The organism is Micromonospora sp. HNM0581 (assembly GCF_012726175.1).
In the GTDB taxonomy this organism is placed as follows: domain Bacteria; phylum Actinomycetota; class Actinomycetes; order Mycobacteriales; family Micromonosporaceae; genus Micromonospora.
This window is the reverse complement of record NZ_JAASAD010000014.1, coordinates 108,609-122,017: the sequence shown is the minus strand read 5'-3', so window position 1 is coordinate 122,017 and position 13,409 is coordinate 108,609. Positions and strand designations below refer to the sequence as shown.

12 protein-coding genes and 4 pseudogenes are annotated in these 13,409 nt (G+C 68.0%); 7 read left to right on the top strand and 9 right to left on the bottom strand.

Features of this window, described 5'->3' with window-relative positions; translation table 11 throughout:
- Positions 1-147 precede the first annotated feature (147 nt).
- The 6 genes from HCA58_RS17445 to HCA58_RS17420 are packed head-to-tail and all read left to right on the top strand — an operon-like array spanning position 148 to position 7,451.
- Entirely contained in the window at positions 148-1,173 is a 1,026-nt protein-coding gene (locus HCA58_RS17445) for a glycosyltransferase (protein ID WP_169598895.1), read from the top strand.
- Between the two features lie 40 nt (positions 1,174-1,213).
- Positions 1,214-3,085: a BTAD domain-containing putative transcriptional regulator gene (locus HCA58_RS17440; protein ID WP_169598894.1), complete on the top strand. Its 1,872-nt coding sequence runs from the start codon at positions 1,214-1,216 to the stop codon at positions 3,083-3,085.
- Positions 3,086-3,127: 42 nt separating this feature from the next.
- Positions 3,128-4,237 (top strand): lysylphosphatidylglycerol synthase domain-containing protein, encoded by a 1,110-nt coding sequence (locus tag HCA58_RS17435; protein WP_169598893.1) that lies wholly within the window; start codon positions 3,128-3,130, stop codon positions 4,235-4,237.
- Positions 4,238-4,293: 56 nt separating this feature from the next.
- A complete protein-coding gene (locus tag HCA58_RS17430) occupies positions 4,294-5,466 on the top strand; it encodes a glycosyltransferase family 4 protein (protein WP_169598892.1) in 1,173 nt (390 codons plus the stop codon).
- Complete coding sequence (locus HCA58_RS17425) at positions 5,459-6,472, top strand: glycosyltransferase family 2 protein (protein ID WP_169598891.1); 1,014 nt, start codon at positions 5,459-5,461, stop codon at positions 6,470-6,472. Before HCA58_RS17430 ends, HCA58_RS17425 begins: the two co-directional genes overlap by 8 nt.
- Positions 6,473-6,491: 19 nt before the next feature.
- The gene (locus HCA58_RS17420; RefSeq protein ID WP_346776028.1) at positions 6,492-7,451 is read left to right on the top strand and encodes an oxidoreductase; all 960 of its coding nucleotides are present in this window, start codon (positions 6,492-6,494) and stop codon (positions 7,449-7,451) included.
- Between the two features lie 54 nt (positions 7,452-7,505).
- Here HCA58_RS17420 and HCA58_RS17415 read toward each other — a convergent pair.
- From HCA58_RS17415 to HCA58_RS17405, 3 pseudogenes are all read right to left on the bottom strand, one after another.
- Positions 7,506-8,095: pseudogene (locus HCA58_RS17415) on the bottom strand (SDR family oxidoreductase).
- A 176-nt stretch (positions 8,096-8,271) separates the two neighbouring features.
- Positions 8,272-8,385, bottom strand: a pseudogene (locus HCA58_RS23915) (radical SAM protein); the annotation flags it as partial.
- Between the two features lie 121 nt (positions 8,386-8,506).
- Positions 8,507-9,740: pseudogene (locus HCA58_RS17405) on the bottom strand (IS3 family transposase).
- Between HCA58_RS17405 and HCA58_RS17400 the strand changes: the two are divergent.
- Positions 9,731-10,171 carry a hypothetical protein gene (locus HCA58_RS17400; protein ID WP_169598890.1) on the top strand — a complete coding sequence of 147 codons (441 nt, stop codon included), beginning with the start codon at positions 9,731-9,733 and terminating at the stop codon, positions 10,169-10,171. The pseudogene HCA58_RS17405 and the gene HCA58_RS17400 overlap by 10 nt on opposite strands.
- A 109-nt stretch (positions 10,172-10,280) precedes the next feature.
- Here the strand turns inward: HCA58_RS17400 and HCA58_RS17395 are convergent, their stop codons facing one another.
- From HCA58_RS17395 to amcA (HCA58_RS24085), 6 genes and pseudogenes are all read right to left on the bottom strand, one after another.
- Positions 10,281-10,850 (bottom strand): kinase, encoded by a 570-nt coding sequence (locus HCA58_RS17395; protein WP_169598889.1) that lies wholly within the window; start codon positions 10,848-10,850, stop codon positions 10,281-10,283.
- A 15-nt stretch (positions 10,851-10,865) separates the two neighbouring features.
- The gene (locus HCA58_RS17390; RefSeq protein WP_169598888.1) at positions 10,866-11,528 is read right to left on the bottom strand and encodes a pentapeptide repeat-containing protein; all 663 of its coding nucleotides are present in this window, start codon (positions 11,526-11,528) and stop codon (positions 10,866-10,868) included.
- Between the two features lie 60 nt (positions 11,529-11,588).
- Positions 11,589-11,771 (bottom strand): multiple cyclophane-containing RiPP AmcA, encoded by a 183-nt coding sequence (amcA, locus tag HCA58_RS17385; protein ID WP_018789098.1) that lies wholly within the window; start codon positions 11,769-11,771, stop codon positions 11,589-11,591.
- Complete coding sequence (gene amcB / locus HCA58_RS17380; RefSeq protein WP_169598887.1) at positions 11,768-12,904, bottom strand: cyclophane-forming radical SAM peptide maturase AmcB; 1,137 nt, start codon at positions 12,902-12,904, stop codon at positions 11,768-11,770. Before amcB ends, amcA (HCA58_RS17385) begins: the two co-directional genes overlap by 4 nt.
- Complete coding sequence (locus HCA58_RS17375) at positions 12,901-13,248, bottom strand: hypothetical protein (protein WP_169598886.1); 348 nt, start codon at positions 13,246-13,248, stop codon at positions 12,901-12,903. Before HCA58_RS17375 ends, amcB begins: the two co-directional genes overlap by 4 nt.
- Positions 13,245-13,408: pseudogene (gene amcA, locus HCA58_RS24085) on the bottom strand (multiple cyclophane-containing RiPP AmcA). Before amcA (HCA58_RS24085) ends, HCA58_RS17375 begins: the two are co-directional and overlap by 4 nt.
- Between the last annotated feature and the right edge of the window lies 1 nt (position 13,409).

Sequence of the window (13,409 nt, the reverse complement as noted above, 5' to 3'; positions counted from 1 at the left end):
CTGCCGAACATCGAACCGATCGAGATCTTTCTACCGATGTCGATCAGGCACTAGGGTGGTCGACGGGTCTTCTCGACGACGAGAAACCGACGAGTAGGTACGTCGTCCACCTCCCAGCGCAGCCGATTTCCTGCCCGAGGAGCATCAATGAAGCCTACCGAGACGCCACTGGTGTCAGTGGTGATCCCCTGCCACAACAGCCGGAAGACCATCGCCCTGAGCGTCCTCTCGGCATTGCACCAGACCCACTCGTCGGTCGAGGTCATCGTCGTCGACGACGCGAGCACCGACGAAACGCCGGAAATCGTCAGAAAGCTCGATTGCACTCTCATCGAACTCACCGACAACGTCGGAGCCGGCCCCGCCCGCAACCGCGGCATAGCCGCGAGCCGCGGCGACATCCTCTTCTTCCTCGACTCCGATGTCGCCCTCGCCTCCGACGCGGTCGCCAACGCCGTCCGGATCTTCGAGGAGAACCCGTCCTACGGCGCGGTCTGGGGCGTCTACGGCGACCGCCCACTGGTCGACGACGGTGTGGTGGAGTGGGTGCAGGTGCTCTACGGCCACTACCGCGCCACCCGTAAACTCGGGCCGGCACGGACCGGCCACTTCGCCAGCGGCGCCGTACCTCGCCGGGTCATCGACCACATCGGGGCGTTCGACGAGCGGCTGCGCGGCCAGTACGCCAACGAGGACCACGAGTTCAGCCTCCGGATAGCGGAGAACTACCCGGTCACCCGCACCCTGTCCGTGGTCGGCTACCACGATGACGACGACCAGTTGTCCTCGATCCTGCGGAAGCTCTACCGCCGGGCCTGTTCACTGGTTCCCCTCGTCCTCAAGCAGCGCGAGCTGAAACCCGAGCGGGAGGCCACCCACCGGCCCGCCGAGGTCGCGGCCGCCCTTCTGACCACCACCAGCCTCCCCCTGGTGCTGTTCTCCCCCTACCTGGCGGCCCTCCCGATCGCCTTCCTGACGTGGTTCATCGGCGTCGACCTCCCCCTGTTGAACTACGTCCGACGCACCGCAGGCTGGCGGATGGTCCTGCCGAGCGCGCTACTCAGCTTTCTGTACAGTCTCGCGATTTCCGCCGGCGCGTTGAGTGGTGGCCTGCGCTACGTGCTCGACGCGCGCTTCCGACAGAGGTATCGAACGCCGGTCGGCGTGCACTAGGTACACCGGCCAGCGTCAGCCGTGATGACGGGGAGAGCATGTGAGGATTCGACTACTGGGACCTGTCGAGGTGGAGTCGACGGAGGGTCCGCTGGATGTGGGGCCACGTCAGCGTCGCGCGGTCCTGGCGGCCCTGGCCGTGGACGCCGGCACGCCGGTGTCGATCGACACCCTGACCGAACGGGTGTGGGGACCGGCCGCCCCGGAAGCACCCCGCAGCGCCCTGTACGCCCACGTCGCCCGGCTGCGTCGCGCCCTGGCACAGGCCGACGACGACTCCGGCAGGACCATAGGTCTGAGTCGGCACGGGGACGGTTACGTACTGGACGTCGAGCGTCAGCAGGTGGACCTGCACCGATTGAACCGTCTCATCGACGTCGGTCGCACGACGAGGCAGACCGGCGACGACGGGCCGATCACGGCACTGCGTGAGGCGATGGACCTGTGGCGGGGGGATCCACTCGCCACCCTTTCCAGTGACTGGGCCAACCGGGTCAGGCGCAGCGTGGCATCCCAGTTGATCAGCCTGGCCGGCGCCTGGGGAGCCGAGGAGCTACGGCTCGGTAACCCGGAGGCGGTCGCCGAACGGCTGGCCCGGATCCTCGGCTCGTACCCGCTCGCCGAACCGCTCGTCTCGCTGCAGATGCGGGCGCTCTGCGCGATGGGACGTACCCCGGAGGCGTTGCAGTACTACGTCGACACCCGAGCGCTCGTCGTCGAGCAGTTCGGCGCCGAGCCCGGGGCTGAACTGCGCAACCTGCACGTCGCCATCCTTCGCGGCGAACTCGACGAGCCGTACCCGGGCAACCTCCGTCCCGTCACCACTCCGATCCGGCACGTGCCGCGGCAGCTACCCGCCGACATCGTCCGTTTCTCCGGCCGGCACGACGACCTCACGCCGATCCTGAACTGGCTCAACCCTGGTACCGGGGACCCGGCCCCGGTCGTGTCGATCTACGGAACCGCCGGGGTGGGAAAATCAACCCTGGCCATCCACGCTGCCCACAAGCTCACCAGCCAGTACCCGGACGGCCAGTTGTACATCGCCCTGCGCGGCACCAGTGTGAACGCCGAACCGCTGACGCCGGTCGACGCCCTCGCCCGACTGCTGCGCACCCTCGGGGTCAGCATGAGCTACGACCAGGAGCAGGTCGACGAGGCGGCGGCCCTGTTCCGCTCGGTCGTCGCCGGGCGTCGACTGCTACTGGTCCTCGACAACGCCGTCGACGCCGACCAGGTACGCCCGCTGCTGCCCAGCGGCGCAGGCTGCGGCACCTTGGTGACCAGCCGTCAGCCGCTGGCGGGGCTCAGCGACGTGCACCAGTTGCGCGTCGGCCCGCTCACCGTCCCGGACGCCGTCGCGTTACTCAGCCACTGGGTCGGCGCGGAACGGGTAGCGGCGGAGCCAGCGGCCGCCACCGCGATCGCCGAGTGGTGCGAGTGCCTTCCGCTGGCGCTGCGCATCGTCGGTGCCCGCCTCGTGGCCCGCCCCAGATGGCCACTCGCCGAGCTACGCGACCGGCTCGCCGACGAGCGTCGCCGGCTGGACAATCTCGAGTTCGACGGAGTCGGTCTACGGGCCAGCATGGCCGGCTCCTACGACCGTCTCTCCGGCAGCGCGGACCACTCCGAGCGTGTCATCGCCGAGGCGTTCAAGTTGCTGGGCACGTCGTCGATGACGGAACTCAGCCGGTCGACCGCCGCTCAGGTGCTCGCCCGTTCGGAGGCACACACCGAACGCATCCTGGAGCGTCTGGTCGACGCGCAGCTGCTGGAGACATCGACGCCGGGCAGTTACCGAATGGGTGAACTGCTGCGACTGTACGCCCGGGAACGCTTCACCGGCCCCGATGGAGAAATGACCGGCGAGCCGTCGAACAAGGAACAAGCAAGCGGTTCGCGGTTAGCGTGAGCCACCAGCTCGACTCTTTTCCACGATCGGAGAAGGTGCCGCGTGTCAACACAGGAACTGGACGCACCGCAGACCTTCCCGGGAATCGCCGTAGCCGCATCCCCGGAGCCGAAGAGGCGGTGGCGCCCGGTGGCCCGCCGGGTACTCATCGGCCTGTTGCTGGCGGTGACCGTGGTCTTCATCGTGCTCGCGCTACGCGGTCAGGACTGGTCCACGGTGGCCGTCATGCTGCGCGGACAACGGCCCGGCTTCGTCGCGACGATGACGGCCCTGGCAGTCCTGGCCAACGCCGCAGGTCTGGTCGCCACCATGGTTTCCTGGCGGGCCATGCTCGCCGGTGTCGGCCAGCGGATCCCCGCCGTGGACGCGGCCCGGATCTTCTACTTCGGACAACTGGTCAAGTACGTGCCCGGCAAGGTGATGGGTTTCCTGGTCAGCGTCGAGATGGGCAGGGCCATCGGCGTACCGGCGGGCCGGATGAGCGCGGCCTGGCTGCTGGCCCTGGTGGTGAGCCTGCTGACCGGCGCCACCGTGGGACTGGCCGCCGGTCCGGAGGTCTTCGGCGCGTCGACCGCCTGGCTCCTGCTGGCCGTCCTGCCGGTGGCGGCGGTGCTGGTCCGCCCCAGTCTGATCGGCTGGGCGGCGACCCTGATCGGCCGGCTGCGCCGCCGCCCGGAGCCGTCGACGGCGATCTGTGGCACCGGCATCCGGCAGGCGGTCGTCGCCCAACTGCTGGCGTGGGTGATCGGGGGCGCCCACCTGTGGATTCTCGCCGTGGCGATGGGGGCACCGCCGTTACGGGCGCTGCCGCTCTGCCTCGGCGCCTTCGGTCTCGGCGCGGTCGCCGGGGTCGTCGCCGTGTTCGCCCCGGACGGCATCGGCGTCCGCGAGGTGGTGGTGACGGTCGCGCTCAGCGTCATCCTGCCGGTTCCGGTAGCCGGGGTGGTGGCGCTGGCCAGCCGGGTCGTGGTGACGCTCAGCGAACTCGCCACGGCGGGGGTCGGCCTCCTGGTGACGGCGGCGATCATCCGGCGACGCCCACCCGCGGCAGTCTCTGCCGTGCCACAGGGGGCGACCGGTCCGGAGCACACGAATGCGGTTTCACCGGCCCCCAAGAAACCGCCAAGAATGTGGTCACAGACGAGCCACTAGCGTGTGCTCAGGGCTAGTTGATCGGCCATAGTGATACCTCAGAGAATGCGGTAGCCATGCCGGACAGGAAATACGATCTGACGTTAGCGGCCACCTGCTACGAGCCGCACATCAGTGGCTTCACGCAGACCGCACGCAGCATCGCCGAGGGAATGGCCAATCGGGGTTGGCGGGTCGCTGTCGTCACCGCCCAGCACGATCCTGAGCTGCCGCTGCGGGACACCGCCGGTGGCGTGGACATCTACCGGTCCCCGATGCTGATGCTGGCAAACCGGGCATTCGTCGCCCCCCACTACCCGATCCTGGCCGGTCAGCTGGCGCGTAGCTCGTCCCTGCTGCACCTCAACCTGCCGATGCCGGAGGCGGCCCTGCTGATACCGCTAGCCCGGCGCGTACCGGTGGTGAGCATGCTGCACAGCGACCCGGACCTGCCGGCAGGCTGGTCGGGCCGGGCTTTCACCCGCGCCTCGGACATCGCCTCCCGAGCGGCCATCCGCCGCTCCGCCGCCGTGGTGGCGGGCAGCCACGACCAGGCGTACGCATCGCGGTTCTGGCCGATCATCCGTAATCGGAACTTCACCCCCATCGCCCCGCCGTGCCTGGACCGGCGGGGCGGTGAGCCCCGATACCGGGAGACCGGCGGCCTGCACGTCGGTTTCCTGGGCCGGATCGTGGCGGACAAGGGCATCGGCTACCTGGTCCGGGCGTTCCAGCGGATCGTCGATCCCGACGCCCGACTGCTGATCGCGGGCAAATACCACGAGGTCGACGGTGGCGTTCTCACGGCGGTGCAGTCCGAGATCGACCGGGACTGTCGGGTACGGATCCTCGGTGAACTGCGCGGCCGGGAGGTGAACGACTTCTACGCCTCGGTCGACGTGTTCGCGTTGCCGGCGGTCACCAGTTCGTTCGGCACCGTACTGGCCGAGGCGATGATGAGCGGCATCCCGTCGGTGACGACTGATCTTCCCGGCAACCGGTATCCGGTCGCCGCGACCGGGTTCGGCCGAGTGGTTCCGCCTCGGGATCCACACGCGCTTGAGCGGGCCATCTCGGAACTGGCGGCGGAGCCACGGCAGTGGAAGGAGGAGAAGGCCCGGGCAGCCCGGGCGCGTTTCTCCATGGCGGCGTCGCTGGACGCGTACGAGGTTCTCTTCACCACCCTCCGCGGACGCGCGGCGGCACGGCAACACCGATGGGACAAAGAAGGGTTGGAGCCCGATGAATGATCAGCCACTCGTCTCCGTGATCATCCCGAACTACAACTACGCCAGCACCATCGGCGAGTGCATCAGAGCCGCGAAGAACCAGACGTACCCGGCCGTCGAGGTGATAGTGGCCGACGACGCGAGCACGGACGACTCGGTGGCGATCGCCGAGGCACTCGACGTCACGGTGCTGCAGGTGCCGGTGAACAGCGGTGTCTCCACAGCGCGGAACCTGGGCGCCCGACACGCCAGGGGTGAAGTGTTGTTCTTTGTGGACTCCGATGTCGCGCTCGATCCCGACGCGGTCGAGCGGGCCGTCGAACATCTGCGGGATGAGCCGCGACTCGGCGCGATCTGCGGCATGTACCGGGCCGAACCGATGTTTCCCGACAGCCTGGTGAAGCGTTACCGCGCCATCCAACAGTACGTCTGGTTCTGCGAGGTCGAAGGCGCCATCCCGGGTCTGCACTCGGCTCTCTTCGCGATAAAGAAGGCTACGTTCCTTGAGATCGGCGAGTTCAACGACCGGCTCCGCTGGACCGAGGAGCAGGACTACGGCTTCCGGCTCAACGCCCGGTACGAGGTCAAGGCCGTACCCACCATCCGGGGACGGCACGACCACGACGGCACGCTGCGGGTGATGCTGACCAAGGTGTTCAACCGTACCCGGCTCGGTGCGCCGAACTGGTTGCGGCTGAACAAGCTTCCGGGTGGTGCCGGCACCGGATATCGGGCACTGGGCAGTGCCTTCCTGCTCGCGGCGGTGATCGCGCTCGTCTCCTCGGTGCTCGTCGGACCCTGGGCGCTGCTCGCCGCGATAGTACTGACCGGTATCGCCATCGGGCTCGACAAGCGCACCTACGGCTACGCCTACCGCCACCACGGGATCCTTTTTGGACTACAATTCACGGTGCTTCACCTATTGGTGACGCTCACCTCGGCGGTGGCTGCCAGCATCGGCATTCTGCAGGGACTGCTGTTCCCACGAATGACGCAGCGGCTCTACCGCGTCGAGAACCCCGCCTGACCCCGCGCCAGCAGTAGCGGTGCCCTACCGGAAGTTGAAGATGACTCTTTCTGATCAAACTGACGACCTGGGTTTCGGGATCGACAGCACGGCGACCGAGGTGCTCTCCGGCATCGACCTCTCCGGCACATTCGCGATCGTCACCGGCGGATACTCCGGCCTGGGCCTGGCGACCACCCGTGCCCTCGCCGCCGCCGGCGCGCGGGTTCTCGTTCCAGCCCGACGTGCGGACGTCGCGCGGGAGGCGGTCGCGGGGATCGCCGGAGTGGAGGTCGACGAACTCGACCTCGCCGACCTCGACAGCGTCCGGCACTTCGCCGACCGGGTCCTCGCCGCAGGTCACCCCATCGACATCCTGATCAACAACGCGGGCATCATGGCCACCCCCCTGACCCGGGTGGGTGAGGGCTGGGAGGCCCAGTTCGCGACCAACCACCTGGGGCACTTCGCCCTGGTCAACCGGCTCTGGCCGGCACTCACCGCCGGCGGCGGCGCACGAGTCGTCGTCGTCGCCTCCGGCGCCGGTGAGACCCCGCGCATCAACTGGGACGACGTGCACTTCGAGAACAGCTACGACAAGTGGGCCGCTTACAGCCAGTCGAAGTCGGCGAACATCCTCTTCGCCGCCGAACTCGACCGGCTGGGCCGGGCGGCCGGGGTGCGGGCCTTCTCCGTGAATCCCGGGTACATCCTCACCCCGTTGCAGCGGCACCTCACCAAGGAGGAGATGGTCGGCGCAGGTTGGATCGACGAGAACGGCACCGCACTGCTGCCCGAGTTCCGGGCACCCGAGCAGGGCGCCGCGACCCAGGTCTGGGCCGCGACGTCGCCGCGACTGGCGGACACTGGCGGCGGCTACTGCCAGACGTGCACGGTGTTCAAGACGTTCGAAGACCCGGCCGACCGCGAGGCCGCCGAGCGACTCTGGGTGCTCTCTGCCGAGCTGACCGGCGTCGACGCATTCGGCAAGTCCGAGTAGTCGCAGCTGGGGGCGGGTCGACCCGCCGGGGCGAGGTATGCGGGGGTGGACCCATCAGCAGGGTCCGCCCCCGACAGGCTCGGGGCGACGCGCCACACCTTCTCGGGCGAACAACCGCGGCGGGCGTTCAGAAGTGTGAGGTCTGTACCTGCTCGAAGTGAACTCCCGGATGAAGCAGCCCTTGGCTGACCAACTGCGAATGCCACGCAGTCGATGACCGACTGCGCAGTAAGGTCGCCGTCTGCCTGCCGTGGCCCGTTCTGCACGAAGTCCGGCGGGATCAGCAGCACGGTGCCGGTCCCGCCCGCGGCCATCACGCTTTCGATCGTGGCGTCCTACGTCGGCCAGGTCGTCGCCTTCGATGTACGCGGCACCGTTGTTGATCAGTACGTCGAGGTAGTTCGTCTGGTCCGCCAAGGACGTGGCGAAACCACGAACCGAATCCGGTGCGGCAAGGTCACATGAAACGCATCCGCTCGCCCCGCATCCCGCTGACTGATCACAGCTGCAACCTGCCGGGCGGCCACTACATTACGGGCCGCGAGGTAGACGTGTGCACCGCGTTCAGCGAACGCCTCGGCAAGAAGTCGACCCGTGCCACGTGCCGCGCCCGTGACAGCGATGCGCAAACCGTCAAGATCCATGGCTGTCATCGAAGCACCTGGACCCTGGATGAGGTCAACAGGAATCAGTGCAAGTTCGTCGAGCCGGAGCGCCTGGGCGAGGTGTCGATCCCCGACTGGTTCGGCGGGTCGCCGCGGCCCGAAGGGGCTCGCCGTGCCACACGACGCTGACCGGATGACCCAGCCATTCAAGATCTGTAGCGGTAGGTGCAGTCGAGGTTGCAGAAGCTGGTGGGCTGCACGACCAGTGTGTGGAACCTGCTGGCGATCGCCGGCTGACGATTGACGCTGATGAGGCCGATGCCGTTCACGACATCTCCTCGTTCCCGATCGCCGCGGCGGGGTTGGCTCGGTAGCCGTGGGTACGGGTGGGCCACCCGAGGAACCGGTCAAACAGTGCGGTGTCGAGCCCCGGGTTTGGTGGAGAGTTGGTTAGCTGGTTTTCAGGGGTGCGGTGACCGGGTGGGTCATCGCGTGTAGCGTCTCGTGTTCGGCGGGTGGGACGTGTCCGAGTTCGCCGTGCAGCCGGCGGTTGTTGTACCAGTCGATGTACTCGATGGTGGCCATCTCCAGGTCGTCGAGTCCGCGCCACGGGCCTTGGTTGCGGACGAGTTCGGCCTTGTACAACGAGTTGAACGCTTCGGCCATCGCGTTGTCGTACGAGTCGCCCTTGGACCCGACGGAGGCCACGGCGCCGGCTTCGGCGAGGCGCTGGCTGGAGCGAATCGCTCGATATTGGACTCCTCGGTCCGAGTGATGCACAAGTCCGCCCAGGTCAGCGCCCTGATGCTCGCGCCGCCAGATCGCCATCTTCAACGCGTCCAACGCGAGGTCGGTGTAGAGCGACGTGGATACCTGCCAGCCGACGATCATGCGGGAGTACACGTCGAGGACGAACGCGGCGTACGCCCAGCCGACGGCGGTGCGTACGTAGGTCAGGTCGGCGACCCACAGCTGGTTCGGCCGCACGGCGGTGAAGTCACGTTCGACCACGTCACGAGGCCGGCCGGTCTCAGCTGCGGGCCGGGTCGTGCGCGGCGACTTGTCACGCAGCAACCCGCGCAGCCCGGCGGCACGCATCAGCCGCTCGACCGTGCACCGGGCCACCTCGACGCCCTGGCGGTGCAGCTCGTGCCAGATCTTGCGGGCCCCGTACACGCCGTAGTTCTCGGCGTGGATCCGCTTGATCAGCGCGGTCAGTTCCTCGTCGCGCCGGCAACGGGCGCTGACCGGACGGGTCTTGGTGGCGTAGCAGGTCGACGGTGCGATCGCCGCGGGCGTGTCTTGCAACGCCGCAAGACCGACTGGACACCATGCTGTTCCTGCTGCGAGTCGACGAACGCGACCCTCATCGCGACGGCCGGTCCAGCTCGGCCGCGAAGAAAGACGCCGCGGACTTCAGGATCTGGTTCGCCCGCCGCAGCTCACGATTCTCCCGTTCGAGGGCCGCGATGCGTTCGGCATCGCTGCTGGTCGTGCCCGGCCGCACACCGGCGTCGACCTCGGCCTGCTTCACCCACGTCCGCAACGCCTCCGGATGAACTCCAAGCTGGTCGGCGATCCGCCGGATCACGCCGACCGCACCAGCCGGATCCCGACGGGCCTCAAAGACCAACCGGGTCGCACGCTCACGCAGCTCATCGGGGTACTTCTTCGGTGCAGGCATCGCTGGTGTTCCTCCAGGTTTCGATGTCTCCATCTAACCCGGTGCGGGACACCCATCCCCTGCTGCACAGGGTCGATCCGGAACACGGCCGCCGACTGGAGGCCCTGCCGTGCGATCTGGTGTGGGCGACAACCTGGATGAACGACGCGAACGACGTGCTCGCACCCCGGCTTGGGCTACCGACCCTGCCGGTCGTCGACTGGCCCGACTCCGACGAGGTCGGCGTCCTGCACTGGAAGACCCGTGGGCTGGTCGAATGGGCGCAGGGACGCCCCTTCGTCTGGGTCGACGACGAGATCTCCGACGCCGATCAGCAGTGGGTGTCGACTCATCACCCAGGTCCGGCCCTGCTGCATCGGGTCGACCCACGTCGCGGGCTGACCGAGCACGACTTCACCGTCATCGAGAGCTGGCTCAGGCGGGCACGGTAGGGCGAGCTGCACGTCGTCGCAGTCGCCGTGCTAGATGGGCTGGCCACTCGGGTTTGATGTTGGCGAACGTTGCGCCGGAACGGCGATACCAGTAGCCGGCTGAGCTGCTCTACAGGGACGGAACGTTCGGTAGCAGGTCGTCGTCGCGTCCGGTCTGGGGTAGCCCAGCGGCAGCGGCGATGGCCTCGACGGCCTCGTCCAGTCCGGTGGTCTCGGGTAGGACGAGTTCGTCGGGCCAGCCCAGGACGTCATGGGCGGCGTACCACCCGCTCATGTGCTCGGCGGTGAACTCACTGACCTGCGGGCGAGTGAGGTGCCGGCGCAGGGTCTCGGCCAGGGACACGTCGAGGTAGCAGTACAGCGACCGGCCGCGGTGGTCGTCCCGCAGAGCGGTGAGCATGCTGCGGTAGCGGCTGGTGTGCATGATGCCTTCAAGCACGACGTGGTAGCCGTGGTCCAGCGCGAACCGAACGGTCTGCGCGATCAACGCCGGTGCTGCCCCGCCGGGCTTGTCCCGTTCGCGCAGCAGGATGCGGCGCAGGTAGTCCTGCTCAACCAGGGCGCAGCCCCGGCCGTGTCGGCGTCGTAGCTCGCGGGAGATGCTGCTCTTACCCGAGCCGGAGTTGCCCCGAATGCAGACGAGGGTTGTGTCCGGGCTGCCGGTGAGTTCAGCGACCACGACGCCTCCTCTGCTTCAGTTGTTGTGCACGGTGAGGTCGAGGGCGGCGACGGTCAGCTGGGTGAGGTCGGGAAGTTGGTCCTCGCCGAGGGTGACGCCGCGCAGGTTGTCCAGCGGCGTCTTGACGCCCTGGAGCCGGCTGCCCCGCAGGTCGGCCCCGTCGAGGTGGCAGGAGTCAAGTTCCAGACCGCCCAGGTCACATGATCGCAGTGCCATGCGCGGCAGTCGGCAGGAAGACCACGCGCCGTTGGTAAGAGTGCAGTCGATGAACGCGACCGAGCCGGAGGCGGTGACACGTTGAAGGGTGGCGTAGTCGAAGCGGCAGCCGTCGAACAGGACATCCTTCAGGCGCACGTCGGTGAGTCTGGTGCCGGTGAACCGGGAGCCGCTGATCGCGCACCGTTCGATGGAGATGCCGGTCAGGGTCGCTCCGGAGAAGTCGGTACGGGTGAACTCGCAGCCGAAGAGGCTGCTGGCTTCCCAGGTGCTCTCGCTCAGGTCCACGCCAATGATCAGGCTGCTGCGGATGCTGACGTCCTCAAGGTGCGAGCCGTGCCACGCGGCGCCCTCAACCAGGACCTCGGTGAGGCTGTCGGCCAAGTCCGTCGTGGTGTCGAGGTCGTCCGGTTCGAGTTCCGGCTGCAGGACCTTCACGTCGCCGATCGTGGTGGTGCGCATGTGTCCTCAACCTGTGTGGGCGCGGGGTGGGCACGCCACCCCGCGCGTCCCGTCGCGGGGCTATTTCTTCTTGTTCCAGTTGTCCCAGCCGGGTCGACTGTCGAACCTACCCTTGTTGTCCCAGGTGGGGCGGTTGTCGAACTTCGCCGCGTCGATCGACGCTACCGACCGCTGCGGGTCGACGCCGAGGCGGGCGAGTTGCTCGGGTGCGGCGTTGACGAGGACCGCGAGTGCGTTGGTCATCGTGCTCCTCCTTGAGGGGTGAGGTGATCCGCAGCGGCGCGGACGAGGGCCTGTCGGGTGGTCCGGCAGTAGGTCGTTTCTCGGGCGGTGAACGTCGCGTGCTCGAAGTAGCGGTTGCCCGCCTGGGCGCCACGGCAGAAGTCGTAGAAGGCGCAATGGTCGGCGCAGTCGTTGAGGGCCGTAATGAACTCGGCGACGTAGTCCAGGTCGCCGGCGCGGGTGAGCATGGCGGTGATGGGTTGCTGGAGGACGTTGCTGACGATGAAGTTGCCGTATCGAGGCTCGGTGATGCCGAGCAGTTCCGGTGACAGCAGCACCACCTGCCCATCCCAGGAGACGGTCGGGATCGGCTCGTACGGAGCGTGGTCGACGTGCCCGGCGCGGGTGGCGGCGACATAGTCGGCCAGCCGGTCCACGTCGCGGATCCGCAGCGGGCTGCCGCCGACGCGCCGTGCGATGAGGCGCTGCCAGAACCGGTACGAGGCATCCTCCGACACCGGTGCTCGGTCGGCGCCCTCCTGCTCTTCGATGTTGAAGCCCACCGACTCACAGCCGGGCAGGCCGGTGAAGAAGTCGACAAGGGCTTCCGCGTGGTCGATGGTTTCCGGGGTGACCACACAGATCACCGAGTACACCAGCCCTGTGTCGGCGAGGGTCTGCATGCCGCGCAGGGTTCGGGCGTCCGTCGGGTTGCCGGCCCGGTCAAGGCGGTTCCGGTTCAACGCGCCCGGTCCGTCGAGGCTGACCCCGACCTCGAAGCCGTAAGCGGTGAACAGCTCGCACCACTGGCGGTTGATCAGCGTGCCGTTGGTCTGGATCTCGTGACGCACCAGCCCCGCGCTCCGCAGCTCCTCGAACGGGGCCAAGAGATCCCGGAACAGCCCGATGGGTGTGGCGGTGGGTTCGCCCCCGTGCCACACGACACTCACCGGATGACCGCTGTTCTGCTGGACGATCGACTCCGCGCAGGCCCGCGCGACCGCGCCGCTCATCAGGCGGAAGGATCGTCGGTCGGGCAGGTAGCAGTAGGTGCAGTCGAGGTTGCAGAAGCTCGTCGGCTGCACGACCAGGGTGTGGAAGCTGCCAGCGACCGCCGGCTGGCCGGTGGCGTTGACGAGGCCGATGCCGTTCACGAGGTGGCCTCCTCGATACTGACGGCCGTGGTGGTACCCACGCGGTAGGCGTGGGTGTGGCGGGCAGGCCAGCCCAGGAACCGGTCGAACATGTCAGCGACGCTGCCCGTGACGCTCGGGTTGAGCCGGTGCAGATCGTCGATCGCGTCGTGCAGGCAGCCGCCCAGGTAGAGGAACAGGCTCACCGGCACTTCCCGGTACTCGGCCAGAAGCGCGAGCTTCGCCGCGCCGCAGGGCCACGGCTGCCCACACCGGCGGCACCGCCACAGCGGACGCATCGGCAAATGTTCCACCTCGGCTGACGCGAGCCGGTTCACCGAAAGACGACGCTGCTGGCCGGTCACCGGCGACCACCCTCGCGGGCCTGCTGCTCGAACAGCCGACGCCACACGAAGGTGAGCAGCGGCGGATCAGCGGGCCACACCTGCCCGCCGAGGCCGTCCCCCTAGGCTCGGGGCACCGGGCCTGGCCGGACATGGCGTTACGCGAGACGTACACCGTCATG